18 protein-coding genes are annotated in these 24,874 nt (G+C 73.8%); 13 read left to right on the top strand and 5 right to left on the bottom strand.

Features of this window, described 5'->3' with window-relative positions; translation table 11 throughout:
* Window positions 1-198: 198 nt before the first annotated feature.
* Window positions 199-2,316, bottom strand: a complete 2,118-nt coding sequence (locus PUR71_RS31335; protein ID WP_329930544.1) for a putative bifunctional diguanylate cyclase/phosphodiesterase — start codon at window positions 2,314-2,316, stop codon at window positions 199-201.
* A gap of 64 nt (window positions 2,317-2,380) precedes the next feature.
* Window positions 2,381-3,184 carry an SAM-dependent methyltransferase gene (locus PUR71_RS31340; RefSeq protein WP_329930545.1) on the bottom strand — a complete coding sequence of 268 codons (804 nt, stop codon included), beginning with the start codon at window positions 3,182-3,184 and terminating at the stop codon, window positions 2,381-2,383.
* 258 nt (window positions 3,185-3,442) lie between these two features.
* Between PUR71_RS31340 and PUR71_RS31345 the strand changes: the two genes are divergently transcribed.
* Both PUR71_RS31345 and PUR71_RS31350 read left to right on the top strand, forming a co-directional pair.
* Complete coding sequence (locus tag PUR71_RS31345) at window positions 3,443-5,254, top strand: glycoside hydrolase family 15 protein (RefSeq protein ID WP_329930546.1); 1,812 nt, start codon at window positions 3,443-3,445, stop codon at window positions 5,252-5,254.
* Window positions 5,255-5,263: 9 nt separating this feature from the next.
* Entirely contained in the window at window positions 5,264-5,719 is a 456-nt protein-coding gene (locus tag PUR71_RS31350; RefSeq protein ID WP_329930547.1) for an SRPBCC family protein, read from the top strand.
* Window positions 5,720-5,858: 139 nt separating this feature from the next.
* Here the strand turns inward: PUR71_RS31350 and PUR71_RS31355 are convergent, their stop codons facing one another.
* On the bottom strand, window positions 5,859-6,431 hold the full coding sequence (locus PUR71_RS31355) for an antibiotic biosynthesis monooxygenase (RefSeq protein ID WP_329930548.1): 573 nt from the start codon (window positions 6,429-6,431) through the stop codon (window positions 5,859-5,861).
* Between the two features lie 165 nt (window positions 6,432-6,596).
* Between PUR71_RS31355 and PUR71_RS31360 the strand changes: the two genes are divergently transcribed.
* From PUR71_RS31360 to PUR71_RS31390, 7 genes are all read left to right on the top strand, one after another.
* A complete protein-coding gene (locus PUR71_RS31360) occupies window positions 6,597-7,901 on the top strand; it encodes an aminotransferase class I/II-fold pyridoxal phosphate-dependent enzyme (protein WP_329930549.1) in 1,305 nt (434 codons plus the stop codon).
* A 321-nt stretch (window positions 7,902-8,222) separates the two neighbouring features.
* A complete protein-coding gene (gene egtA, locus PUR71_RS31365; protein WP_329930550.1) occupies window positions 8,223-9,503 on the top strand; it encodes an ergothioneine biosynthesis glutamate--cysteine ligase EgtA in 1,281 nt (426 codons plus the stop codon).
* Entirely contained in the window at window positions 9,500-10,852 is a 1,353-nt protein-coding gene (gene egtB, locus PUR71_RS31370; RefSeq protein ID WP_329930551.1) for an ergothioneine biosynthesis protein EgtB, read from the top strand. Before egtA ends, egtB begins: the two co-directional genes overlap by 4 nt.
* Complete coding sequence (egtC, locus tag PUR71_RS31375) at window positions 10,852-11,691, top strand: ergothioneine biosynthesis protein EgtC (RefSeq protein WP_329930552.1); 840 nt, start codon at window positions 10,852-10,854, stop codon at window positions 11,689-11,691. The genes egtB and egtC overlap by 1 nt, the downstream gene beginning before the upstream one ends.
* Before the next feature lie 44 nt (window positions 11,692-11,735).
* On the top strand, window positions 11,736-12,707 hold the full coding sequence (egtD, locus tag PUR71_RS31380; protein WP_329930553.1) for an L-histidine N(alpha)-methyltransferase: 972 nt from the start codon (window positions 11,736-11,738) through the stop codon (window positions 12,705-12,707).
* A 199-nt stretch (window positions 12,708-12,906) separates the two neighbouring features.
* On the top strand, window positions 12,907-14,334 hold the full coding sequence (locus PUR71_RS31385; protein WP_443077656.1) for a sugar porter family MFS transporter: 1,428 nt from the start codon (window positions 12,907-12,909) through the stop codon (window positions 14,332-14,334).
* 405 nt (window positions 14,335-14,739) lie between these two features.
* On the top strand, window positions 14,740-15,858 hold the full coding sequence (locus PUR71_RS31390) for a nitric oxide synthase oxygenase (RefSeq protein ID WP_329930876.1): 1,119 nt from the start codon (window positions 14,740-14,742) through the stop codon (window positions 15,856-15,858).
* Window positions 15,859-15,886: 28 nt separating this feature from the next.
* On the opposite strand, the gene PUR71_RS31395 is transcribed toward PUR71_RS31390, so the two are convergent.
* A complete protein-coding gene (locus PUR71_RS31395) occupies window positions 15,887-16,630 on the bottom strand; it encodes a TetR/AcrR family transcriptional regulator (RefSeq protein WP_329930555.1) in 744 nt (247 codons plus the stop codon).
* A gap of 194 nt (window positions 16,631-16,824) precedes the next feature.
* Here PUR71_RS31395 and PUR71_RS31400 point away from each other — a divergent pair, with 194 nt between their 5' ends.
* The 4 genes from PUR71_RS31400 to PUR71_RS31415 all read left to right on the top strand — a co-directional run bounded on the left by PUR71_RS31400 (window position 16,825) and on the right by PUR71_RS31415 (window position 21,897).
* Window positions 16,825-17,988, top strand: a complete 1,164-nt coding sequence (locus PUR71_RS31400; protein ID WP_329930556.1) for an acyl-CoA dehydrogenase family protein — start codon at window positions 16,825-16,827, stop codon at window positions 17,986-17,988.
* Window positions 17,989-18,073: 85 nt separating this feature from the next.
* Entirely contained in the window at window positions 18,074-19,261 is a 1,188-nt protein-coding gene (locus PUR71_RS31405; protein ID WP_329930557.1) for a thiolase family protein, read from the top strand.
* Window positions 19,262-19,480: 219 nt separating this feature from the next.
* Window positions 19,481-20,239 carry a 3-oxoacyl-ACP reductase FabG gene (gene fabG, locus PUR71_RS31410; protein WP_329930558.1) on the top strand — a complete coding sequence of 253 codons (759 nt, stop codon included), beginning with the start codon at window positions 19,481-19,483 and terminating at the stop codon, window positions 20,237-20,239.
* A gap of 284 nt (window positions 20,240-20,523) precedes the next feature.
* The gene (locus PUR71_RS31415; protein WP_329930559.1) at window positions 20,524-21,897 is read left to right on the top strand and encodes a S53 family peptidase; all 1,374 of its coding nucleotides are present in this window, start codon (window positions 20,524-20,526) and stop codon (window positions 21,895-21,897) included.
* A gap of 259 nt (window positions 21,898-22,156) precedes the next feature.
* Here the strand turns inward: PUR71_RS31415 and PUR71_RS31420 are convergent, their stop codons facing one another.
* Complete coding sequence (locus PUR71_RS31420; RefSeq protein ID WP_329930560.1) at window positions 22,157-24,244, bottom strand: hypothetical protein; 2,088 nt, start codon at window positions 24,242-24,244, stop codon at window positions 22,157-22,159.
* Window positions 24,245-24,874: the final 630 nt, after the last annotated feature.

Below are 24,874 nucleotides of genomic sequence, written 5' to 3' on the forward strand. Positions count from 1 at the left end.
CACGGCGCCGAGGGCGCCGTCGGTCGAACCGGCCCGCCGCGTCCGGGGGACGCGGGCTGTGCCAATGACTCATCGTCCGTCGGTACGCAGGGTTACGTCAAGGGGTTTTTGTCCGATTTTTAAGGTAACTTCCCATGATCCGCCGTGACGCCGAGTCACCAATCCCGTTCCTCTTCGACCTCCGGGCCGCGCCGGACGTCAGAGCTCGCCGACCGGGCGGCCATACGGCTCCTCCGCGATCCGGCGGGCGATCTCGGCCGGCCGCACCGGGCGCCCGAAGTGCCAGCCCTGCGCCCAGTCGCAGCCGATGGTCCGCAACCTCTCGGCGTCCTTGCGGGTCTCCACGCCCTCGGCGGTGACGGTCAGCCCGAGCGCGTGCGCCATCGACACCAGACCGCTGACGATGCGCCAACCGGTCGACTCGTCCTTGCCCGGGTCGTGCAGGTCCCCCACGAAGGACCCGGCGATCTTCAGGCCGGAGACCGGCAGGTCGCGCAGGTAGGCGAGGTTGGACCAGCCGGTGCCGAAGTCGTCCACCGCCAGCGAGACCCCGAGGTCCACCAGGCCGTGCAGGGTGCGCAGCGCCTCGTCCTCGGGCCCGACCACGGTGGACTCGGTGATCTCCAGCTGGAGCCGGGCCGGATCCAGGCCGCTGCTGTCCAGGATCCGGCCGAGGTCGGTGACCAGCGCCGCACTGCGCGCCTGACGGACCGCCAGGTTGACGTTGAGCTGGGGTGCGGCGTCGCCGAACTGCTTGATCCACTCGGCCGCCTGGCCGCAGGCCTGCTCCAGCACCCAGCGGCCGAGCGGCATGATCAGCCCGGTCTCCTCGGCGGTGGTGACGAACTCGTCCGGGCCGAGCACGCCCAGTTGCGGGTGGCGCCAGCGCACCAGCGCCTCCACGGCGGCGAGCCGGCCGTCGCCGAGCGCGTAGAGCGGCTGGTAGTCGATGAAGAACTCGCCGCGGTCGAGGGCGGCGGGCATCCGCACCGACACCGCGTACCGGCTGACCGCGCGGGCGTTCTCCTTGGGGTCGAAGAGCGTCCAGCGGCCCCGGCCGGCCTCCTTGGCCCGGTAGAGCGTCAGGTCGGCGGCCCGGACGGCGGCGCCCGGGGTGGTCGTGGACACCCGCCGCTCCAGCACGCCGACGCTCGCGCCGACGGCGAGCTTGTGATCGCCGATCAGCACGGGCCCGGCCAGCGCCTTGAGGACGGTCTTCGCGGCGGCCACGGCCTCCTGCTCGCCCCGGCACTTCTCCAGCAGGACGACGAACTCGTCTCCGCCGAGCCGGGCGACCAGGTGGCCGAGCGGGGAGAGCGCGGCCTTCAGGCGGGCGGCGACGGCGGAGAGCAACTGGTCGCCGGTGTCGTGGCCGAGGCTGTCGTTGACGATCTTGAAGCCGTCGAGGTCGACGTAGCACAGGCCGAAGCGGTCGCCCGGCTCCGGCTCCTCGAACAGCTTCTCCAGGCGCTCGAAGAAGGCCGCCCGGTTGGGCAGTCCGGTGAGCGGGTCGTGGGTGGCCTGGTGGCGCAGCCGCTCCTGGAGGCGGTAGCGGTCGGTGATGTCCTCCAGCATCGCGACCTGGTACTGCGGCCGGCCGTCGTCGTCGCGGATCAGCGAGACCGTGAGGTGGGTCCAGATGACCTCGCTGTCCTGGCGGTAGTACGGCTTGTCGAACTGGAAGTAGTCCCGCTTGCCGCTGATCAGGTCCTCGTACGCCTCCCACACGCCGGGGGTGTCCTCGGGGTGGACGAGGTCCCCGACCCTGCGCCCGATCATGTCCTCCGGGCCGGCGCCGAACAGGTCCTGCAGGGCCTTGTTCACGGCCAGGATGTTGCCGTCCGTGTCACCGATGCCGATGCCGATCGCCGCGCTCTCGAACAGGGCGCGGAAGCGGGCCTCGGAGGCGCGCAGCGCCCGTTCGGCCTCCTTGCGGGCGAGGTCCGCGGCGGCGCGGATCGCCTCCTGCTCGCGCAGCGTGCGCTCGCGCAGGGCGGCCGCCCAGCCCGCGGCGAAGGCGCCGGTCAGGGCCGGGCCGCGGTCGTCGCCGACCGGCTGGGCGTGCAGCAGCTCCACCGCGCGGGCGAGCACGACCGGGTCGGTGAAGTGGGCGTCGACCAGCTCCGCGCCGGCCTGGGCGGCCAGGTGCGGCTCGAACGGCTCGTCCTGCTGGGCGCGGTGCAGCAGCGCGGCGGTGCGGGCCACCAGTCGGCCGAGCAGACCGGGGTGGACGGCGGTGCCGTGGTCGCCGGAGAGCAGCCGGGCCCACTCCTCGTGGAACCGCTCCGCGCCGCCGGGAGCCGGGGTGGCACTCATGCGACCGCCGCCCCGGTGGGGGTGTTCCGCGGGGTGGTCCGTCCGGTGAGCCCGCCGCGTCCGCTCAAGGACGGAACCCCACGCCCGCCACCCCGCTCATCCGCTCGGGGTGGTCGCCGACCGACTCCGGCTGGTCCGGGCGCCACTGCGGCAGGTAGACCACACCCGGCTCCACGAGCTCGAAGCCCTCGAACATGTCGGTGACCCGCGCGCGGGTCCGCATGGTCAAGGGGGTCGGCGTCATCCGGTACAGGTTCTGGTGGTCCTCCGCCTGGTCGGGGCGGCCCTCCGAGGAGGCGTGCGAGAGGACCAGCGCGCTGCCGGACGGGAGCGCGTCGCGGATCGTCGCGATCAGCTTCCACGGGTCCTCGTCGTCACTGACGAAGTGCGCCACGGCCACCAGCAGGACGCCCACCGGCTCGCCGGCCGCCAGCAGCCCGGCCACCTCGGGGCGGGCCAGCAGGTCCGCGTCGCGCAGGTCGGCCTGGACGACGGCGCACCGCGGGTCGTCCGCCAGCATCAGCCTGCTGTGCGCGACGGCCACCGGGTCGCGGTCCACGTAGACCACCTGCGCCTCGGGGCGGATCACGCGGGCGATCTCGTGCACGGCGCCGAAGGTCGGGATGCCGGAGCCGATGTCCAGGAAGCGGGTGATGCCGCGCTCGGCGAGGAGGGTCACGGCGCGGCGCAGGAAGGCCCGGTTGGAGCGCATGATCTGGGGCAGCTCCGGCCACAGGGCGAGCGCCTTGCGGGCCATCTCCCGGTCCACCTCGAAGTTGTGCGATCCCCCGAGGTAGTAGTCGTAGACCCGTGCGGCGTTCGGTTTGTCCAGGTCCGTGCCCTCCGGTACCCAGCTCGGTCGCCGCATGCCTGTGACTCCTTCACTCCGGTTCTGGGGCAGCAGCGATCGCCGGCCACTGCTGTGACAGATGAGACTACAAGCACAGAAGATCCTCCCCCGCACCCCGAACGGGTGCAAGCGGAGTGTCCCCCTCCCTGCCTGCGCGGCCGGGTCTCCGGGCGGGGGGCGGGCGACGGGAACCGGGTCTCCGGGCGAGGGCGGGCGACGGGAACCGGGCCGCCGGGCGGGGGCGGACCATGGGAACCGGGCCGAGAATGGGGGGTGATGGCCGGACGCATCGAGGACTACGCCCTCATCGGCGACCTGCAGACCGCCGCCCTGGTCGGCCGGGACGGTTCGGTCGACTGGCTGTGCCTGCCCCGCTTCGACTCCCCCAGCTGCTTCGCCGGCCTGCTCGGTGGCCCCTGTCACGGCGCCTGGCGGCTCGCCCCCGCGGGTGCGGGCGCCTGCCGCACCCGCCGCTACCGGGGCGACAGCCTCGTCCTGGAGAGCGAGTGGCACACCGCGGCCGGGCGGGTCAGGGTCACCGACTTCATGCCGCAGCGCGGCCCGGACGGGCGGCGCGCCCCGCAGCTGATCCGCGTCGTCGAGGGCCTCACGGGCAGCGTCCCGATGCACGGGGCGCTGCGGCTGCGCTTCAACTACGGGCGCGTCGACCCCTGGGTGCGGCGCACCGAACACCACCGGGTCGCCGTCGCCGGGCCCGACTCCGCCTGGCTGCGGGTGCCCGACGGCGTCCACACCTACGGCCTCGGCGGGGTCACCACCTCCGAGTTCACCGTCACCGCCGGGCAGCGCGTGCCCTTCGTCCTCACCTGGCAGCCGTCCCACCTGACCACCACCCCGCGCACCGACCCCGACCCGGCGCTGCTGGACACCGTCTCCCGGTGGCAGCAGTGGGCGGCCGGGTGCCGCTACCAGGGCGAATGGCGGGCCGCCGTCCTGCGCTCGCTGATCACGCTCAAGGCGCTCGCGTACGCGCCCACCGGCGGGATCGTCGCGGCTCCCACGGCCTCGTTGCCCGAACGGATCGGCGGGGCGCGCAACTGGGACTACCGGTTCTGCTGGCTGCGCGACTCCTCCATGACGCTCTCCGCCCTCCTGCGCAGCGGCTTCCGCGAGGAGGCCGTCGCCTGGCGCCGCTGGCTGCTGCGCGCCATCGCCGGGGACCCGGGCGACCTCCAGGCCGTCTACGGGGTGGCCGGCGAGCGCGTCCTCGGCGAGACCACCGCCGACTGGCTGCCCGGCTACGAGGACTCGCGGCCGGTGCGGTTCGGCAACGCCGCCGTCGGCCAGCTCCAACTCGACGTCTACGGCGAAGTCGTGGACACCCTGCACCTCGCGCTGCTGGCCGGCCTGCCGATGGAGCGGCACGTGTGGACGCTGCTGCGGGCGCTCATGGCCTACCTCGAGCGGCACTGGCGCGAACCGGACGAGGGACTGTGGGAAGTGCGCGGCGAGCGGCGGCACTTCGTGCACTCCAAGGTGATGTGCTGGGTCGCCGCCGACCGCGCCGTCCGGCTCGCCGACGCCACCGGGCTGCCCGCGCCGACGGAGCGCTGGCGGGCGATGCGCGACGCCGTCCACGCCGACGTGTGCGCCCACGGGTACGACCGGCGGCGCGGCGTCTTCGTCCAGCACTACGGGGGGCCGGGGCTGGACGCGGCCACCCTGTTCGTCGTCAAGAGCGGGTTCCTGCCGCCGGACGACCCGCGGGTCGTGCGCACCGTCGACGCCGTCCGCGACGGGCTCGACCACGGCGGACTGGTCCGGCGCTACCGGACGGGGCGGACCGGCGGCGGGCCGAACGGGAGCGCTGCTTCCGGGGACGGGCTGGCCGACGGCGAAGGCGCCTTCCTCGCCTGCTCGTTCTGGCTCGCCGACGCGCTCGCCGCCACCGGGCGGGCGCACGAGGCGCGCGAGCTCTTCGGGCGCGTGGTCGGTCTCGCCAACGACCTGGGCCTGCTCTCGGAGCAGTGGGACCCGCACACCGGACGCCAACTCGGCAACACCCCACAGGCGTTCACCCATGTCGCGCTCGTCAACACCGCGTTCGCGCTGACCCGGCCGGACTAGGCTGGGGGCGTGGACCCCAACCACTACCGCTTCCGGGGCGTGTGGCAACTCGCCGCGCCCGCACCGGAGGTGCTCGCGGCGCTGGAGGACGTGCGGAGCTACCCGCTGTGGTGGCCGGAGATCCGGGAGGTGCGACAGGCGGGCGAGGACGAGGGCGAGGTGGTCGTGCGCGCACTGCTGCCGTACACGCTGGTGATCGAGCTGGAGGCACGCCGTCGCGACCCGGCGGCGGGAGTGCTGGAGGTCGCCATGCGGGGCGACCTCGTCGGGTGGTCCCGGTTCACCGTCACACCGGAGGGCGCGGGCCGCTGCCGCGTGCTCTTCGAGGAGGACACCCGCCCGGGCAAGGCCCTGCTGCGCCGGCTCGCCCTGCCGCTGCACCCGTTGTTCCGGGCGAACCACGCGGTGATGATGCGGCGGGGGCGGCGCGGCCTGGCGCGGTACCTGGCGGCGCCGGGCGGGTGACGGGCGGGTGACGGGCGGTGGGCGCCAGCGGACGGGTTTCAGCGAACAGATTTCAAAATCTGTTCGCTGAAATCTGTTATCTGTTTTCTGTCATCTGTCATCTGTCACCGGTCATCTGTTCCCTGCCATCCGCCCCCGGTCACTTGTCCGCCGGGAACAGCCACCGCCGCAGCCACCGCGTCACCAGCGGCAGCGCCGCGTACGTCATCAGCCCGCTGATGAGCGGCGCGGTGACCAGCGGGCGGACCGGCACCGGCAGGCCCGCGAGGTACGGGCCGATCAGCATCGCGGACGCCACGACGAGCGGCGCGATCGCGATGGTCGAGGCGACCGCCATCCGCCAGCGCACCGGCGGGCGGCGCTGCGCCGCGCCAGGCGTCGTGGCGAACCAACCCTCCATACCGAGGATCTCGTGCCGGTGAACCTCGTGGTGGTGTCCGTCCGCCTTCTCGAAGCAGGCCGCCCGCGCCGGGGAGTCCTGCCAGGCGCGGAACGCCTCGCCGTCGCGGAAGTGCAGCAGCAGGTGCCAGGGTTCGCCGGGCCCGGCCGGGCGCAGCAGCCCGGTGCCGAGGTTGCCCTCGTGGGCGGAGGCGGCGGCGAGGATGTTCTTCGCCCACCTCTCGAACGCCTCCTCGTAGCCCGGTTCGACCCGCCGGGCCACGAACAGCGTGACCTCGTCGCCCTGTTCGGTGGCCGTCTCCTGCGCCGTCATCGCCATCCGCACCGCCCGCCCCTCCCCCGTGTTCCCGCCGTTCGCAGGCCGCCCGGAGCATACGGCCCGCCGCCCGCACCACGCCCGCCCGGCCCGAAGCGTGGGACGGGCCGGCCCCGCCGGGGTTAGCGTGGCGGCGCACGCCCGACGCCCCGGAGGCCCGCCGTGAGCCGCAGCCCGAGCACCCCGCACGCCACCCCCACCCCCGGCACCACCCCCACCCCCACCGCCGGCGCCCCCACCCCCGGCAGCACCCCCGCCTCCTCGCCCGACTTCGGCTTCGGGCGGCCCTTCGACCGGTCCGGGACCGGGAGCAGCAAGTGGGCGCGGGCGGCGGCGCCGGGCGTGATCGCGATGGGCCTCGCCGACATGGACCTGCCCGGCCCGCCGGCCGTCGCCGAGGCACTCGCCCGCCGGGCCCGGCACCGGGCGTACGGGTACACGGTGTGCGACCCGGCCGGTCGGGAGCTGGTGGCGCGCTGGTACCGGGCGCGGCACGGGGTCGCGGTCGACCCGGACTGGGTGCTGCTCCTGCCGTTCGGCCCGCGCACGGCGGTCCGGTTGCTGCTGGAGGCCGTACGCCCCCACGCGCCCGTCGCCTTCCCCTCCCCGGAGTGGGGCGGCTTCGCCCAGGTCTGCCGGGCGGCGGCCCTGTCGTACCGCGAGCTGCCCCTCGACCTCTTCCCGGCCGACGGCTACCGCCTGCCCTCCGGCGTCCTCCCCCGACCCACCTCCGTCGTGCTGCTCAGCAGTCCGCACAACCCGTCCGGTCGCGTCTGGCCCGCCGAGGGCATCCGCGCGCTCGCCGAGGAGGCGGCCGAGGCGGGCGCGCTGCTGGTCGCCGACGAGGTGCACGGCGACCTCACCCATTCCGGCCACACCCACCCCGTCGCCGTCACCACCGTCGATGAGCGGCTCCGTGCCCGCACCGTCACGCTCAACTCCGTCGGCAAGACGTTCAACGCCTCCGGCCTCCCGAGCAGCTTCGCGCTCGTGCCCGATCCCGCTCTGCGCACCCGACTGCTCGACACCATGGCGGGCTACGGCTTCTGGGAGGGCGGTCTCGTCGAACAGGCCGTCCAGCACGCGGCGCTGAGCGAGGGCGGCCCCTGGCTGGACGCCCTGCTCGCCCACCTCGCCGCCGCGCGCGACCGCCTGACCGGCCTCCTCGGCCCCGCCGTCCGCTCCGCGCCGCAGGCGTCCTACCTGCTCTGGCTCGACGCCGTCGCGCTCGGCCTCCCGCCCGCCGACGCCCGCCGGGCCCTCCTCGACCGCTGTGCGCTGGAGGCCTCCGACGGCGCGGAGTTCGGCGGTGACGGCGGTGACTCCGGCGGCCCCGGCGGCCGCTGCACCACCGGCACCCCCACCGGCACCACCGGCCACGGCGCGCTGCGCCTGAACTACGCACTGCCACAACCCGTGCTGGAGACCGTCCTCGAACGCCTCGCGAGGATCCGCACACGCCCGTGAAGACCCCCGGGGCACCCCGTGAAGGCGTCCTCGAACTGCGCACGGATTGCCGCCGAAGGACGGTCAAGGACGGCCCGATTCACCCGATTGCACCGCCTTTGACCTGCGAAGACGAACATTCACGCGAATTTTGCGGGGCGCCCCCGCATGCTCCGTAGCAGACTGGGCAAAGTAGACCGGGCCGCAATCGTGATCCCGAGGATGGTGAGTCCGGTGATACCCGTATCCCCGACCACTCCGCCCGACCGGCAGAGCCCCCCGCCGACCCCGACCGGGGTCACCCCGTTGACGGAGTCGGGGGCGCGCAGCCACGTGTCGGGGGTGTGCTTCAAGATCGGTCCGCCCCGGCTGGTCGGTGTCGAGGTCGAGTGGTTCGTCCACGACGACCGATGTCCCACCGAGCCCGTCCCCCCCGAACGGACCCGCGCCGCCCTCCGTTCGCTGCCGCTCGGCGGCGAGGACGGCACCTCGCTCCCCTCCGGTTCGCGCCTCACGCTCGAACCCGGCGGACAGGTCGAGCTCAGCTCCCGGCCCGCCACCGGCCTCCTGGCCTGCGTCGAGGACACCCGGCGCGATCTGACCGCCCTGCGGGCCGCGTTCGCGGCACAGGGCCTGCGCCTCACCGGCACCGGCACCGACCCCCTCGCCCGCCCGCGCCGGATGGTCCTGGACCACCCCCGCTACCTCGCGATGGAGCGGCACTTCGACTCCGCCGGTCCCTGGGGCCGCATCATGATGACGGGCACCGCGTCCCTCCAGGTGTGCCTGGACGCCGGCGACGCGGACGGCCCGCACGCGGCGGACCGGCGCTGGCTGCTGGCCCACCGGCTCGGCCCGGTGCTGGTCGCGGCCTTCGCCAACTCGCCGCTGCTGGACGGCAAGCCGACCGGCCACCGCTCCACCCGGCAAATCGTGTGGTCGCGGATGGATCCGACCCGCACGCTCGCCCCGGCCCCCGACCACGGCGACCCTCGCGAGGCGTGGGCGCAGTACGTGCTGGACGCCGAAGTGCTGTGCGTGCGACGCCCGGACGGCATCCCCTGGACGGCTCCGCGCGGCCTCACCTTCCGCGACTGGCTCCGCGGCGCCGGCGAACGCCCGCCCACCCTGGCCGACTTGGACTACCACCGCACCACCCTCTTCCCACCGGTGCGCCCACGCGGCCACCTGGAGCTGCGGATGATCGACGCCCAGCCCGGCGACGGCTGGGTGGTGCCCGCCGCCCTGGTCACCGCACTGCTGGACGACCCGGTGGCCGCCGACGCCGCGCTCGCCGCTCTGGAGCCGCTGGAGGCGCTGGAGGCGCCGCGGACACCCGGGCCGCAGCAGGGCGCGGACTCCCCGCGCGCGCCGCGCAGCGACGTCTGGCGCCGGGCCGCCACCCTGGCCGTCGCCGACCCCGAGCTGCGCCGCGCCGCGCTCGCCTGCTTCGCCGCCGCCGACGCCGCGCTGGGCCGCCTGCCCGGCGCCGGACGGCTGCGCGCCACCGTGGCCGGGTTCGCCGAGCGCTACCCCGCGCGCGGCCGCTGCCCGGCCGACGACCAGCTGGACGCCCTGCGCGCCGGCACCCGACGCACTCCCCCGGAGGAGGCCGCCCCATGACCGACGTCCGACCCCCCGCCGAGGCGCCGGCCGGCACCGAGTCGCTGCGCGACGCCATCGCCGCCGAACTGCTCGCCGCCCGTGCCCGTACCGCCGCGCTCACCGACTGCGTCGAGGACCACGACCTCACCGCCCAGCACTCGCCGCTGATGTCGCCACTGGTCTGGGACCTGGCCCACATCGGCAACCAGGAGGAGCTCTGGCTGCTGCGCAACGTCGGCGGCCACGACCCGATGCACCCGGAGATCGACCCGCTCTACGACGCGTTCCAGCACCCGCGCGCCGAGCGCCCCAGCCTGCCGCTGCTGCCGCCCGGCGAGGCCCGCGCGTACGCGCACGAGGTGCGCGGCCGGGTGCTCGACCTGCTCGCGGCGAGCCCGCTGGAGGGGGCGCCGCTGCTGGACGCCGGGTTCGCGTTCGGCATGATCGCGCAGCACGAACAGCAGCACGACGAGACGATGCTGATCACCCACCAGCTCCGCAAGGGCGAACCGGCCCTCGCCGCGCCCCCGCCACCGCCCGCACCCGCGGACGCCGCCACGCTGCCCGCCGAAGTCCTCGTCCCCGCGGGGCCGTTCACGATGGGCACGGACATCGAGCCGTGGGCGCTGGACAACGAGCGCCCGGCCCACGTCGTCGACCTCCCGGCGTTCCGACTCGACACCACCCCCGTCACCAACGGCGCCTACCTGCGCTTCATCGCCGACGGCGGCTACGACGAGCCCACCTGGTGGACCCCCGAGGGCTGGGCGCACCGGCAGCAGGCCGGCCTGACGGCCCCGCTCTTCTGGCGCCACGAGGACGGCCAGTGGCTGCGCCGCCGCTTCGGCACGCTGGAGCCCGTCCCGCTGGACGAGCCCGTGCTGCACGTCAGCTGGTACGAGGCGGACGCGTACGCCCGCTGGGCCGGGCGGCGGCTGCCGACCGAGGCGGAGTGGGAGAAGGCCGCCCGGCACGACCCGGTGACCGGCCGTTCGCGCCGCTACCCGTGGGGCGACGGGAGCCCGGCGCCCGAGCACGCCAACCTCGGCCAGCGCCACCTGCGCCCGGCCCCGGCCGGCAGCTACCCGGCGGGCCAGTCCCCTTACGGTGTCCGGCAGTTGATCGGCGACGTGTGGGAGTGGACGGCGAGCGACTTCCGCCCCTATCCGGGCTTCCGGGCCTGGCCGTACGAGGAGTACTCGGAGGTGTTCTTCGGCCCCGAGTACAAGGTGCTGCGCGGCGGCGCCTTCGCGGTCGCGCCGGTGGCCTGCCGGGGCACCTTCCGCAACTGGGACTACCCGGTCCGGCGGCAGATCTTCTCCGGTTTCCGCACCGCCGCCGACGTCTCCGACCACGGAGAAGCCTGATGTGCCGCCACATCGCCTACCTGGGGCGGCCACTGGCTCCGAGGGAGCTGCTGGTCGTGCCGCCGTACGCGCTGCACCGCCAGTCCTGGGCGCCACGTGCACAGCGGTACGGCACGATGAACGTCGACGGCTTCGGCCTCGGCTGGTACGCGGACGGCGACGAGATCCCCGCCCGCTACCGCCGGGCCGGGCCGATCTGGGCGGACGCCGCCTTCGCCGACCTCGCCCGGGTGATCCGCACCCGGGCGCTGCTGGCGGCCGCCCGCTCCGCCACCGACGGCTGCGCGGCCGGCGAGCAGGCCGCCGCGCCGTTCGCCGCCGGGCGCTGGCTCTTCAGCCACAACGGCGCGGTGGCCGGGTGGCCGGACAAGCTGGACGCCCTCGCCGGGCTGCTGCCCGCCGCCGAGCTCCTGGACCTGGAGGCGCGCACCGACTCCGCCCTCGTGTGGGCGCTCACCCTGCACCGGCTGCGCGCCGGGGCGGGGCTCGGCGAGGCGCTCACGGCCACCGTCGCGGACGTCACCGAGCACACCACCGCGCGCCTCAACCTCCTGTTGACCGACGGCCGCTCGCTCGCGGCGACCACGTGGGGCGACACGCTGCACCACCGCACCCTGCCGGGCGGCGGCCTGGTGGTCGCCTCCGAGCCCTACGACGACGAGCCCGGCTGGACGGCCGTCCCCGAGGGCTCGCTCCTCGTGGCAGGGGCGGAAGCCTCGGCCGACACGGAAGCCTCGGCCGACACGGAAGCCCTGGACGGCGCGGAAGACCTGGACGGCACGGAAGCCTCGGCCAGTGCTCCGGCCGTCATCGTCCATCCGCTCCCCTACCGCGGCTGAGTCCGCGCCCTTCCTTCATCTTCTGAACAGAGGACCACCCTGTCATGAACAGCTTCGACCTCACCCGGCTGCTCCCCGTCGACCACTTCAGCACCGCCTTGCGCCATGACGTGCAGCACGGCCTGACGTCCGAACCCAAGCGGCTGCCGCCGAAGTGGTTCTACGACGCGCGCGGCAGCGAGCTGTTCGAGGAGATCACCCGGCTGCCCGAGTACTACCCGACCCGCGCCGAACGGGCCATCCTCACGGCGCGGGCCGGTGAGATCGCCGCCGCGACCAAGGCCCGCACGCTCGTCGAGCTCGGCTCCGGCTCCTCCGAGAAGACCCGGCTCCTGCTGGACGCCCTGAACGACCTCGGCACGCTGCGCACCTACGTCCCGGTGGACGTCAGCGAGAGCGCGCTCACCTCGGCCGGTGAGGCCCTCGCCGCCGACTACCCGGGGCTCGCGGTGCACGGCGTGCTGGCCGACTTCACCGCCCGCCTCGGCCTGCCACCGGACGGCGCCCCGCGCCTGGTCGCGTTCCTCGGCGGCACCCTCGGCAACCTGCTGCCCGACGAGCGCGCCGGCTTCCTGCGCGGCCTCCGCGCGACCCTCGACCAGGGCGACCACCTGCTGCTCGGCACCGACCTGGTCAAGGACCCCGCGGTGCTGGTCGCCGCCTACGACGACGCGGCCGGAGTGACCGCCGAGTTCAACCGCAACGTGCTGAACGTGCTCAACCGCGAGCTGGCCGCCGACTTCGACCCGGACGCCTTCGAGCACGTCGCCCTCTGGGACGCGGAGCGGGAGTGGATCGAGATGCGGCTGCGCTCGCTGCGCTCCCAGACCGTGAAGATCCCGGTCCTGGACCTGCCGGTGCACTTCGACCGCGGCGAGGAGCTGCGCACCGAGGTGTCGGCCAAGTTCCGCCACGAGCGGGTGGCCGAGGAGCTGGCGGCGGCCGGGATGCGGCTGACCCACTGGTGGACGGACGAGGAGGGCCGCTTCGGGCTGTCGCTGTCCGCGCCGATGTGAGGCCCGGCGTCGGGCCGCCAGGGCGCGCGGCCGGTCCGCGGCCGGACTGCAGCCGGTTCGCGGGCCCCGGCGACCCCAATTTGCTTGTTCACCTTACGAATTCTCAGAGCAAAACTTGAGGATCCCGGTGTACAAGAGTTAAACAAAGAGGGGTTACGATCTCGGCTACCGAGCTCAGCGTTGAGTACCAGGAGTCAAGATCGTGAGCGTCACCCAGAAGCCCTCCGGGGCGGTCGAGGCCCCCGTGCCCGGCCGCCTCGGCTTCGTCGTCTTCATCACCGCGGCCGCCGCCCTCGGCGGGTTCCTGTTCGGCTACGACAGCTCCGTGATCAACGGCGCCGTCTCGGGCATCCAGGCGAAGTTCGGCGTCGGCGACGGCGTGACCGGCCTGATCGTCTCCTCGGCCCTGCTCGGGTCGGCGATCGGCGCCGCGGTGGCCGGCCGGTTCGCCGACCGCTACGGCCGCATCAAGGTCATGAAGGCGGGCGCGCTGATGTTCGCCGTCAGCGCCGTCGGTTCGATGCTCCCGTTCTCCGCGTGGGACCTCGCGTTCTGGCGCGTGCTGGGCGGCGCCGCCATCGGCATCGCCTCGGTGATCGCGCCGACCTACATCGCCGAGGTCGCGCCGACCCGCTACCGCGGCCGCCTGGCCTCCTTCCAGCAGGCCGCGATCGTGCTCGGCATCGCGATCTCCCAGCTGGTCAACTGGGTGCTGGCGGACGCCGCCGGCGGCGACACGCGCGGCAGGCTGCTCGGCCTGGAGGCCTGGCAGTGGATGCTCGGCGTGTGCGTGGTCCCGGCCGCCGTCTACTTCGTGCTCTCCTCGGTCATCCCCGAGTCCCCGCGCTACCTGATCCAGGCCGGCCGTCTCGACGACGCCCGCACCGTGCTCGCCGAGGTCGAGGGCGAGGGCATCGACACCGACGCCCGGATCGCCGAGATCCAGGGCCTGATCGCCTCCGACCACCGCCCGCGCTTCCGCGACCTGCTCGGCGGCCGCTTCGGCCTGCTGCCGATCGTCTGGGTCGGCATCGGCCTGTCGGTCTTCCAGCAGCTCGTCGGCATCAACGTGATCTTCTACTACTCGTCGATCCTGTGGCAGTCGGTCGGCATCGACCAGAGCAACTCGCTGCTGATCAGCTTCATCGGCTCGGTCATCAACATCCTCGGCACCGTGATCGCGATCCTGCTGGTGGACCGGATCGGCCGCAAGCCGCTCGCCCTGATCGGCTCGGCCGGCATGGCCGTCGCCCTCGGCGCCGCCGGCTGGGCGTTCTCCTCGGCCACCGGAAGCGGCGACAACGTCACCCTGCCCGACCTCCAGGGCACCGTCGCGCTGATCGCCGCCAACGCCTTCGTGCTGTTCTTCGCGATGTCGTGGGGCGTGGTCGTCTGGGTGATGCTCGGCGAGATGTTCCCCAACCGCGTCCGCGCCGCCGCGCTGTCCGTCGCGGCCTCCGCGCAGTGGATCGCCAACTGGGTGATCACCGTGTCGTTCCCGTCGATGTCGCGCTGGAACCTGTCGGCGACCTACCTCATCTACGCCGCCTTCGCCGCGCTGTCGATCGTCTTCGTGGCCAAGTACATGAAGGAGACGAAGGGCATCCGCCTGGAGGACATGGGCTGACGGGAGCCCGGCCCCACGCGAAAGCGCCGGCCGCTCCGCCGGCCCCGGCCCTTCGGCCCCCGCACCCTAGCGCGATCAGCGCGGGTGCGGGGGCCGAATCGTTCACTCCCTGCGGCGGGCGGTGCGGCTCCGGTACTCCTGTTCGGCAGGAGGGATGTCTTGATCTTCAACCTGCTTCGCGCCCGCAGACTCGCCGCCGCACCCGCCGGCGGCTGCCCGTACGCCCACACCCACCCCGTCGCCCACCCCACCGGGCCACACCCGACCGACCCCCGAGCCACCGGGCCCCAAGCCGCCGGGCTTCACGATTCCGTGCTCCACGGAAGCGGGCCCCACGGCAGCGCTCCCCACGGCTCCGGGCACCTTCCTGCCGGGCCCCGCACCTCCCCCGGCGCGGGCGACGCGCTGCTCCCGGCGGACCCTCCGTTCACCGACCCCGACCAGGCCGCCTCGTTCATCCGGCAGTTCCACCACGAGCAGCCCTCGGCCGACGGCGACCCGGACGAGCGGATACGCGCCGTGCTCGACGAGATCGACCGCACCGGCACCTACGAGCACACCCCCGCCGAACTCGCCTACGGCGCCAAGCTCGCCTGGCGCAACGCCGCCCGCTGCATCGGCCGGCTGTACTGGCGCAGCCTCGTGGTGCGCGACCTGCGCCACCTCGCCTGCGCCGACGACATCGCCGCCGAGTGCTTCGAACACCTGCGGCTGGCCGGCAACGGCGGCCGGATCCGCCCGGTGATCTCGGTGTTCGCCCCCGACCGGCCCGGCCGGCCCGCCGCGCGCATCCTCAACCAGCAGCTCGTCCGCTACGCCGGCCACCGAACGGCGGACGGCGGCCCGGACGGCGGCGTCACCGGTGACCCGGCCGGCGTCCAACTCGCCGCCCGCGCCCGGGACCTGGGCTGGAAGTGCGCCGAGGACCGGTTCGAGGTGCTGCCCCTGCTGATCCAGGAACGGCCCGGCGAACGCCCCGAGTGGTACCAGCTGCCGGACGACACCACACTCGAAGTCCCGCTCTCCCACCCCCAGTTCGCCTGGTTCGCCGAACTCGGCCTGCGCTGGTACGCGGTACCGGCGATCAGCGACATGACGCTGGAGATCGGCGGCGTGCGCTACCCCGCCGCGCCCTTCAACGGCTGGTACATGGGCACCGAGATCGGCGCCCGCAACCTCGCCGACGCCGACCGCTACGACATGCTCGCCACCGTCGCCGGGCGGCTCGGTCTGGACACCTCCACCGACCGCACCCTCTGGCGGGACCGCGCACTGGTGGAGCTCAACGTCGCGGTCCTGCACTCCTTCCAGGAGGCGGGCGTGACGATGGCCGACCACCACACCGAGTCGGAGCGCTTCCTCAGGCACGTCGCCCAGGAGAAGCGCCTCGGCCGCCCCACCCCGGCGGACTGGAGCTGGATCGTACCCCCGGTCTCCGGCGGGCTGACCCCCGTCTACCACCGCTACTACGACCCGGTGGACCCGTCGCTGCGCCCGGCCTTCATCACGCGCGAGCCCTGGTGACGCAGGGGCGCCGGACGGCCGGCGCATGCTACGCGCCCGCGCCGGTGATGCGCTCGAAGCGCAGAGCGAGCCCGTCGAGGAGCGCCTCCAGACCCGTCTCGAACGCGGCCTCGTCGACGCTGCCCCCGTGGCCGGCCAGCCGGTGCGCCTCGCCGAGGTGCGGGTAGTCGGCCGCGTCGTACAGCTCCGCGTCCGCCGGGAACCCGGCCGCGAAGGAGGCCAGCGCCGAGCCGGTGACGAAGTAGCGCATCAGCGCGCCGATCCTGGTGGCCTGGCCGCGCGGCCACCCGGCGTCCACCAGGTGCCCGAACACGGCGTCGGCCAGGCGCAGCGCGTGCGGCCGACGGCCGGGGCCCTGGGCGAGCACCGGGACGATGTTGGGGTGGGCGGCGAGCGCGGCGCGGTAGGAGCGGGCCCAGTCGCGCAGCGCGTCCGGCCAGGGGGTCGGCGCCTTCGCCGCCCCTGCCGAGGGCGCCGGGCCGGACGGCGTGCCGGTCTCCGGGTCGGACGCCGGGTCGGTCTCCAGGTCGGACGCCGCCTCGGGCGAGCCGCCGAACATCGACAAGTCGACTTCACCGATCACGGTGTCGACGACCGCGTCCAGCAGCTCGTCCTTGGTCGCGAAGTGGTTGTAGAGCGACGGCCCGCTGACCGACAGCTCGGTGGCGAGTCGGCGGGTGGAAAGGGCCTCCAGGCCCTCGGCGTCGATCAGCCGCAGAGCGGCGGCGACGATGCGCTCGCGGCTGAGCAGCGGGGTGCGCGGGCGGGCCATCGAGCGGCTTCCTCCGGTTCCTCCGACCGGATCCTCCGGCCGGGTGGGTGGGGACCGATTCTGACAGGCGCCTCTTCCCAGCACGGGCCGGTCGGAGCTACAGTCCCCTCGTAAAACTTGCAGCGCTAGTTTAATGGGCACGGAAGGTCGGTGGGCGCGAACGCCCGACGCCGGGCCCGGAACCGGGAGCCGCCGTGAATCTGGAGCTGTCCGAGGAGCAGACCGCCGTCCGGGAACTCGCCGCCGAGTTCACCGACCGCGAGATCACCCCGTACGCCGCCGCGTGGGACCGCGCCGAGTCCGTGGACCGCGCGATCATCGGCGAACTCGCCAAGCTGGGCTTCCTCGGCCTCACCCTGCCCGAGGAGTACGGCGGCAGCGGCGGCGACCACCTCGCCTACTGCCTCGTCCTGGAGGAGCTCGGCCGCGGTGACTCGGCCGTGCGCGGCATCGTCTCCGTCTCCCTCGGGCTCGTCGCCAAGTCGATCAACAGCCACGGCACCGAGGAACAGAAGCGCCACTGGCTGCCCCGGCTCACCTCCGGCGAGGCCCTCGCCTGCTTCGCCCTCACCGAACCCGGCACCGGCTCGGACGCGGCCAACCTCACCACCCGGGCCGTCCGGGACGGCGACGACTGGCTGATCAGCGGCGCCAAGACCTTCATCACCAACGGCACCTGGGCCGACGTCGCCCTCGTCTTCGCCCGCACCGGCGGCGAGGACCCCCAGCAGCGCGGCCACAAGGGCATCACCGCCTTCCTCGTCCCCACCGGCCTGCCCGGCTTCACCCGCACCGAGATCCACGGCAAGCTCGGCCTGCGCGGCCAGGCCACCGCCGAACTCTCCTTCGACGCGGTCCGGGTGCCCGACGGCGCGCGGCTCGGCGCCGTCGGCAAGGGCTTCGGCGTCGCGATGGGCGCCCTCGCCAAGGGCCGGATGTCGGTCGCCGCCGGATGCGTCGGCATCGCCCGCGCCTGCCTGGAGGCCGCCGTGCGCTACGCCGGGGAGCGCGAGCAGTTCGGCAAGCCCATCGCCTCGCACCAGCTCGTCCAGGAACTGCTGGCCGGCATCGCCGTCGACGTCGAGGCCGCCCGGCTGCTCACCTGGAAGGTCGCCGACCACATCGAACGCGGCCTGCCGTTCGCCACCGAGTCCTCCGTGGCCAAGCTCTACGCGAGCGAGGCCGCCGTCCGGGCCGCCAACAACGCGCTCCAGGTGTTCGGCGGCTACGGCTTCATCGACGAGTACCCGGTCGGCAAGTACCTGCGCGACGCGCGGGTCATGACCCTCTACGAGGGCACCAGCCAGATCCACCAACTGCTCATCGGCCGCGCGCTCACCGGCGTCAACGCCTTCTGACCAGCCCCCCGGCCAGGACACCCTTTCCCGGGGCACCCCCCACCCCTCCATCCCTCCCCCTCCACTGGACAAGGAGCCCGACGACGTGCGTCCCGTCTACTTCGCCGCCGCCCGCCGCACACCCATCGGCCGGCTGCGCGGAGCGCTCGCCACGGTCCGGCCGGACGACCTCTCGGCCACCGTGCTGCGCGCCCTGCTCGCCGACGTTCCCGCCCTCGACCCCGCCCGCATCGACGACGTCTACTGGGGCGCCGCCAACCAGGCCGGCGAGGACAACCGCAACGCCGCCCGGATGGCCGTCCTGCTCGCCGGCCTGCCCGACACCGTCCCCGGCGCCACCGTCAACCGGCTCTGCGCCTCCGGCCTGGAGGCGGTCACGCTCGCCGCGCGGGCGATCGGCTCCGGCGAGGCCGACGTCGTGCTCGCCGGCGGCTGCGAGTCGATGACCCGCGCCCCCTTCGTCCTCCCCCGCCCCGACGAGGCGCTCCCGCACCGGATCGAGACCTTCGACACCCGGCTCGGCTGGCGGCTCACCAACCCCCGGATGGCCGAACTGCACGGCGTGCTCAGCATGGGCGAGACCGCCGAGGAGGTCGCCGGCCGGCACGGCATCGGCCGCGAACGCCAGGACGCCTTCGCGCTGCGCAGCCACCAGCGGGCCGCCGCCGCGCGCAAGGACGGGCACTTCGACGCCGAGCTGGTCCCGGTCGAGCGGCCGGACGGCGTGACGGTGAGCCAGGACGAGGGCATCCGCGAGGACACCAGCCTGGAGAAGCTCGCCCGGCTCAAGCCCGCGTTCCGCCCGGACGGCACCGTCACCGCCGGGAACGCCTCGCCCATGAACGACGGCGCCGCCGGGCTCGTCCTGGTCAGCGAGGAGGCGCTGCGCGACCTCGGCCTGGAGCCCCTCGGCCGCTACGTCGCCGGGGCCTCCGCCGGGGTGCACCCGGACGTCATGGGCATCGGCCCGGTGCCCGCCACGCGGAAGGCGCTCGGGCGCAGCGGCTGGACGATCGCCGACGTCGACACGGCCGAGCTGAACGAGGCGTTCGCGGCCCAGGCGCTGGCTTCGATGGACGGGCTGGGCATCGACCCCGAGCGGGTCAACCCGAGCGGCGGCGCGATCGCCCTCGGCCACCCGCTGGGCGGTTCCGGCGCCCGCATCCTGACGACCCTGCTGCACCGGATGCACCGCACCGGCGCGCGGCGCGGGCTCGCCACGATGTGCGTGGGGGTCGGCCAGGGCACCGCCGTGCTGGTCGAGAACGCCTGACGCCACGCCGGTTCCGGCGCGCGCTGTTTCCGACGTGGCGCCGTTTCCGAAGCCGCGCTGATTCCGACGTCGCGCTGTTTCGGACGTGGCGCTGCTTCTGACGTCGCGCTGTTTCCGACGTCGAGCTGTTTCCCACGTCGTCTTGTCCGGAACTTGTTTTATCCGGACATCCCTTTGTCTACATATCCACCCTCAGCACTCACCCCCAGGGAGTACGAAGTGTCGCGTTTCGCAGGAAAGGTCGCCGTGGTCACCGGTGCGGCGCAGGGCATCGGCGCGGCGACGGCCCGCCGGCTGGCCGAGGAGGGCGCGACGGTCGCCGTCGTCGACCTCACGGCCGAGCGCGCGGCCCAGACGGTCGCCGAGATCACCGCCAAGGGCGGCACGGCGCGGGCGTACGGCTGCGACGTGGCCGACTACGACGCCGTCGAGGCGGTGTTCGCCCAGGTCGCCGCCGACCTCGGCGGCGTGCACATCCTGGTCAACAACGCCGGGATCACCCGGGACAACCTGTTCTTCAAGATGCCGAAGGCCGACTGGGACGCGGTGCTGACGGTCAACCTGACCAGCGCCTACAACTGCAGCCACGTCGCGCAGAAGTACATGGTGGCGCAGAAGTTCGGCAAGATCGTCTCGCTCAGCTCGCGCTCGGCGCTCGGCAACCGGGGCCAGGCCAACTACGCCGCCGCCAAGGCCGGCATCCAGGGGCTGACCGCGACCCTGGCCATCGAGCTGGGCCCGTACAACATCAACGTCAACGCCGTCGCGCCCGGCTACATCGCCACCGCGATGACCGCCGCCACCGCCGAGCGGGTCGGCAGCTCGGCCGAGGAACACCAGGCCGAGGTCTCCGCGCGCACCCCGCTGCGGCGGGTCGGCCAGCCGGAGGAGATCGCCGCCGTGGTCGCGTTCCTGGCGAGCGAGGACGCCTCGTACGTCAGCGGGCAGACTCTGTACGTCAACGGCGGGGCGCGCTGACCCGACGAAGGCTTACCCTGCGCCGATGAACTTGGTAAAGTTGGCCAACACGGTGAAAACTGTGAAATCGGCACGACTTCCCGACGCGTAGTCAACGGGCCGTCCCAGCAGCGGAGTTACTTTCCCCTGGGACGGCCTTTACCTTTTCGCGTGGCCGAAGATGACCATGCCGTTGGTACGACCACCACACGAAATGACTATGGCATGATCATGTGGCAATCGATGGGATGGCCGGACCGACCCGACCGGACCAAGGTCGGGCCCTGCGTCCACCAAGGAGTTCCATGGGCAGCCCCGCTTCCCTCCGCCGCGCCCTGGCTCTGCTCGCCGTCGGGGCCACCGCCCTCACGGCCGGCACCATCTCCGTACCGGCGGTCGGCGCCGCCGCTGCCGCCGCGCCCGCGCACGACCTGGCCGGCGTCCACGTCCAGCCCGCCTCGACCGGACACCGCCTCGCGACGACGCGCCCGGCCCCGCTGAGCACCACCCAGTGCGTCAGCCAGATCGGCATCCACTGCTACTCCCCGCTGCAGTACCGGACCGCCTACAACCTGAACCCGCTGTACCAGGAGGGCATCACCGGCAAGGGCCGCACGATCGTCATCGTCGACTCCTTCGGCTCGCCGACCATCCAGCACGACCTGGAGGTCTTCGACAAGCAGTGGGGCATCCAGGACACCAACGTCGAGGTGGTCAAGTGGGGCAACGTCCCCGTCTTCGACCCGAAGAACCCCGACCACACCGGCTGGGCCGGCGAGACCACGCTGGACGTCGAGTACGCCCACGCGATGGCCCCCGACGCCCACATCGTCCTGGTCGAGACCGGTGTCGCCGAGACCGAGGGCACCACCGGCCTGCCCGAGATGATGGACGCCGAGAAGGACCTCATCAAGAAGGGCGTCGGCGACGTCATCTCGCAGAGCTTCGGCGCCACCGAGAACACGTTCCCGGGTTACGACAAGGGCGACTTCAAGTCCCTGACCGACCTGCGCTACGCGTTCAAGTCCGCCGCGGCCCACAACGTGACCGTGCTCGCCGCCTCCGGCGACAACGGCGCCACCGACGCGCAGACCAACGGCACCGACCTGTACCCGTACAAGGTCAACTCGTGGCCGTCCTCGGACCCGCTGGTCACCTCGGTCGGCGGCACCCAGCTGACCCTGGACGACAACGGCAACCGCACCGCGGCCGACAAGGTGTGGCACGACAAGTCGGGCGCCGGCGGCGGTGGCGTCTCGGGCATCTTCGACCGTCCGTGGTACCAGGCCGGCGTCGCCAACGTCACCGGCAACCACCGCGGCACCCCGGACATCAGCATGAGCGCCGCCGTCGACGGCGCCGCCTGGACGTACGAGTCGTACGACCCGACCGCGGTCGGCTGGCACCTCACCGGTGGCACCAGCGAGGCCACCCCGCTGTTCTCGGGCATCGTCGCCATGGCCGACCAGGCCGCCGGCTACCGCCTCGGCCAGATCAACTGGCGCATGTACGGCCTGAGCCTGCTCCCGAGCAACTGGAGCGGCATCACGGACGTCAAGGAGGGTGACAACGGCTGGAACGGCGTCACCGGCTACAACGCGACCGAGGGCTACGACCTCGCCAGCGGCCTCGGCACGATCGACGGCACGAAGTTCGTCCACGCCCTCGCGGGCCGGTGACGGACCTTCAGCGGTCACAGCAGGGACGCAGCACGGTAGCTGCGCGCGGTAGGGATCACCGGTAGAGAGCTCCGGCAGGGACCTGCGCGGCAGCGACAGCACATGCACTGGGCGGGAAGCCGGCGGCGGCCGGCTTCCCGCCCAGTGGCGTTCGGGGGCGTGGTACAGGGGGGGCGCGAACAGATAACAGCGAACAGATAACAGATTTCGAAATCTGTTATCTGTTCGCTGTTATCTGTCAGCCGATGGTTGTCGCCGGTCAGCTACCCGGCGCCGCCAGCTGGGCGAGGTAGCGCTCGGCGGCGCGGAGCTTGCGGCCCTCGGGCCCGGGGAGGTAGGCGCGCAGCTCGATGATCTCCGGCGCTATCCGGATGGCCTCCGTCCGGTCCTTGATCGCCCGCCAGCAGGCCTCGGCGTTCGTGGCCGCCTGCTGGGTCTCCGGGTGATCGGCGCCCTGCGAGCGGAGCAGGGTCAGCGCCACCTCGCGGTAGATGTCCGCGGCCTCGGCCGGCTTGCCCGCCAGCCGGCACACGTGCGCCCGGACCTGCCGGACCTGGAGGACCGGCTCGGAGACCGCGCCGTGCTCGGCGATCGCCTCCAGTTCGAGGGCGAACGCGAGGTCCGTGGCGGCTGCGTGGTCCCCGGCGTCCGCGCTCCGGACGATCCGGCCGAGCGTCTCGCGGTAATCGGCGCGGGGCTCGGGGCGGGCGGGCGCCGGGTCCTCCGCCGCGGGCTCGTCCGATGCCTCCGGCTCGGCCTCGGGCTCGACCTCGGCCTCGACCTGGGCCTCAGGCTCGGGCTCGGGCTCGACCTGGGCCTCGGGCTCGGGCTCAACCTCGGGTGCCTCTTCGAGCGGAGCGGGCTCGTCGAGCGGAGCGGGTTCCTCCACCGGGGCCTCCCCCTCGAACTGGGGCTCCTCCACCAGGACTTCGGCCTCGGGCTGGAGCTCGTGCTCCAAGCCGGGAGCCGCCACATCGTCGGGCTCCGGCTCGACGACGGCGTCCTGCGGCTCGTCCACGGCCGGGGGCGCGAACGGGACGGGCGGCACGACCTTCGCGAGCCTCACGCCCGACGCCGGCGTCGGGGTGACGTTCTCGACGGCGATGTCCTCGACCTCGGGCTCGACCTCGGGCTCGACCTCAGGCTCGACCTCGGCATCGGCATCGGCATCGGCCAGCATGAGCGCGCGGAGCGTCATGGTCTTCGGTACGTCCGGCAGTTGCTTCTGCAGGCTGACCGGGCGGGCCGGCGGCGGCGGGGTGGGCGGCACACCGGCCTTGCGGAGGCTCACCAAACCCTCGACGGTGCCCTCGGGAGCCTGGTCCTCCTCGGTGTCCTCCGTGACGCCGGCGTCGGACACGAAAGCTTCGGGCTCGTCGGCCTCGGGCTCAATGGCCTCGGGCTCGGGCTCAATGGCCTCGGGTTCGGGTTCGGGATCCGGCGCCGCAGCAGGGACCGGAGCCAGCGACTGGGCCGGCACGGCCTCGACCGGCGCGGCGTCCGCCGCCACCGGCCCGTCGGCGCGGCGGGCGGTGTTGCGGAAGACCGGGCGCTCCGGAGCGTGCGTCGCGACGATCACCACGTCCGGGCGCAGCACCGAATACACCTGCTGGCGCAGCTGTTCGGGCGCGAGGACCTCGCCCGCCCCCGGGCGGCCGCCGTGCAGGGCCTCGATGAGCGCACGGGTGAAGGTGCCGACCTGCTCCGGGTCCGGGCTGACGACGGCCCACAGCGGGACGCCGTCGCTCAGCGGAGCGGCGGCGCCGGGACCGCCGGGCTGAAGGAGGGGCCAGGCGTTCTGGTCGGCGCTGAGGTCGGCGATGACGAGTGTCTGCCAGTCGGCCGGGCGGTGGCTCAGCTCGGCGGCGATCGCCTGCCAGGGCAGGCCGTCCTGGCGGATGCTCGCGGCCTTGGAGTCGCGCAGGGTCAGGTGGAGCTGCCCGCCGCGCCTGTCGGCGATCAGGTGGCCGCCCAGGTGGACGAGCAGCGGCCCGGGGTGGCGGGCGGCGGCGCGCAGGTGGGCGAGGACGGTGTGCGGGTCGCTGGCGCCGGGCAGGTGGACGGCGTCGACCGCGTCCGCGGCGAGCAGCACCTGGGGCGAGACGGCGGCGAGCATCGCGGACAGCACGGTCGCCTGGGTGGGGACGCCACGGCCCCAGGTGCGGCGGCCGGCGTTGCCGTAGCCGCCCTCGACGACCAGGATCCGCCCGCGCGGAGCCGTCCCCAGCCCGCCGCCACCGACGCCGGGCACCGCGAACGGCTGCGGCGTCGCGAAGGCAGGTGCCGCGGTGGGCACCACGGCCGGGGCCGACACGGGCGCGGGGCCCGGGGCGCCCACGGCGGGCATGCCGGTGAGGGTCCATCCGGTCGGTGCGGTCGGCGGCATCGCCGGTGCCTGCACGGGCGCAGGCGCTGGCGTGGACGCAGGCGCTGGCGTGGACGCAGGCGCTGGCGTGGACGCAGGCGCAGGCGTGGACGCAGGCGCTGGCGTGGACGCAGGCGCAGGCGAGGGCACCGAGACGTCCAGCGGCTCGTACAGGGCGGCCGGGCCCGGCGGGTGCTCGTCGCCCGGGGTGCGCGGGGACGGCGGCACGGCGTCCAGGGGCCCCGCGTCCGCTGCCGGTTCGGGGCCTCCCGGGACACCTGTCGTTTCCGCCATCTTCTGGTCACCGCCCCACCCCGCCGCTCGTGCGGCGTCTGATGCCCTTGCTGCGTGGTGCTCGGCACCACTCCCGTTTCGGCCACCCTACGAGATCGCGGCGGGCCCGAGCCAGGCCGGGTCGCCGATCGGCGACCCGGAGGGCCGGGGGCCCGAGCGCCGTCCGTCAACTCCCGCTCCGAGCAGACGCATTGGCGGAGCGCGCGAGGGACCGGCGCGGCGCTCTCCCGTCGTGTGCGGATTCCGGCGGCGCGGTGATCGAACTGTGCCCGCGCGGGCACCGCGTGACTCCCCCTCCGGCGGCGGGCGGACCCACCG

Source organism: Streptomyces sp. SP17BM10 (assembly GCF_036322405.1).
In the GTDB taxonomy this organism is placed as follows: domain Bacteria; phylum Actinomycetota; class Actinomycetes; order Streptomycetales; family Streptomycetaceae; genus Kitasatospora.

What these genes read in the sequence shown, in the direction of transcription:
- PUR71_RS31335 (WP_329930544.1), bottom strand. Translation starts at nt 2,316, where the DNA reads ATGAGTGCCACCCCGGCTCCCGGCGGCGCGGAGCGGTTCCACGAGGAG.
- PUR71_RS31340 (WP_329930545.1), bottom strand. Translation starts at nt 3,184, where the DNA reads ATGCGGCGACCGAGCTGGGTACCGGAGGGCACGGACCTGGACAAACCG.
- PUR71_RS31345 (WP_329930546.1), top strand. Translation starts at nt 3,443, where the DNA reads ATGGCCGGACGCATCGAGGACTACGCCCTCATCGGCGACCTGCAGACC.
- PUR71_RS31355 (WP_329930548.1), bottom strand. Translation starts at nt 6,431, where the DNA reads ATGACGGCGCAGGAGACGGCCACCGAACAGGGCGACGAGGTCACGCTG.
- egtB (WP_329930551.1), top strand. Translation starts at nt 9,500, where the DNA reads ATGACCGACGTCCGACCCCCCGCCGAGGCGCCGGCCGGCACCGAGTCG.
- egtC (WP_329930552.1), top strand. Translation starts at nt 10,852, where the DNA reads ATGTGCCGCCACATCGCCTACCTGGGGCGGCCACTGGCTCCGAGGGAG.
- egtD (WP_329930553.1), top strand. Translation starts at nt 11,736, where the DNA reads ATGAACAGCTTCGACCTCACCCGGCTGCTCCCCGTCGACCACTTCAGC.
- PUR71_RS31395 (WP_329930555.1), bottom strand. Translation starts at nt 16,630, where the DNA reads ATGGCCCGCCCGCGCACCCCGCTGCTCAGCCGCGAGCGCATCGTCGCC.
- PUR71_RS31415 (WP_329930559.1), top strand. Translation starts at nt 20,524, where the DNA reads ATGGGCAGCCCCGCTTCCCTCCGCCGCGCCCTGGCTCTGCTCGCCGTC.
- PUR71_RS31420 (WP_329930560.1), bottom strand. Translation starts at nt 24,244, where the DNA reads ATGCCCGCCGTGGGCGCCCCGGGCCCCGCGCCCGTGTCGGCCCCGGCC.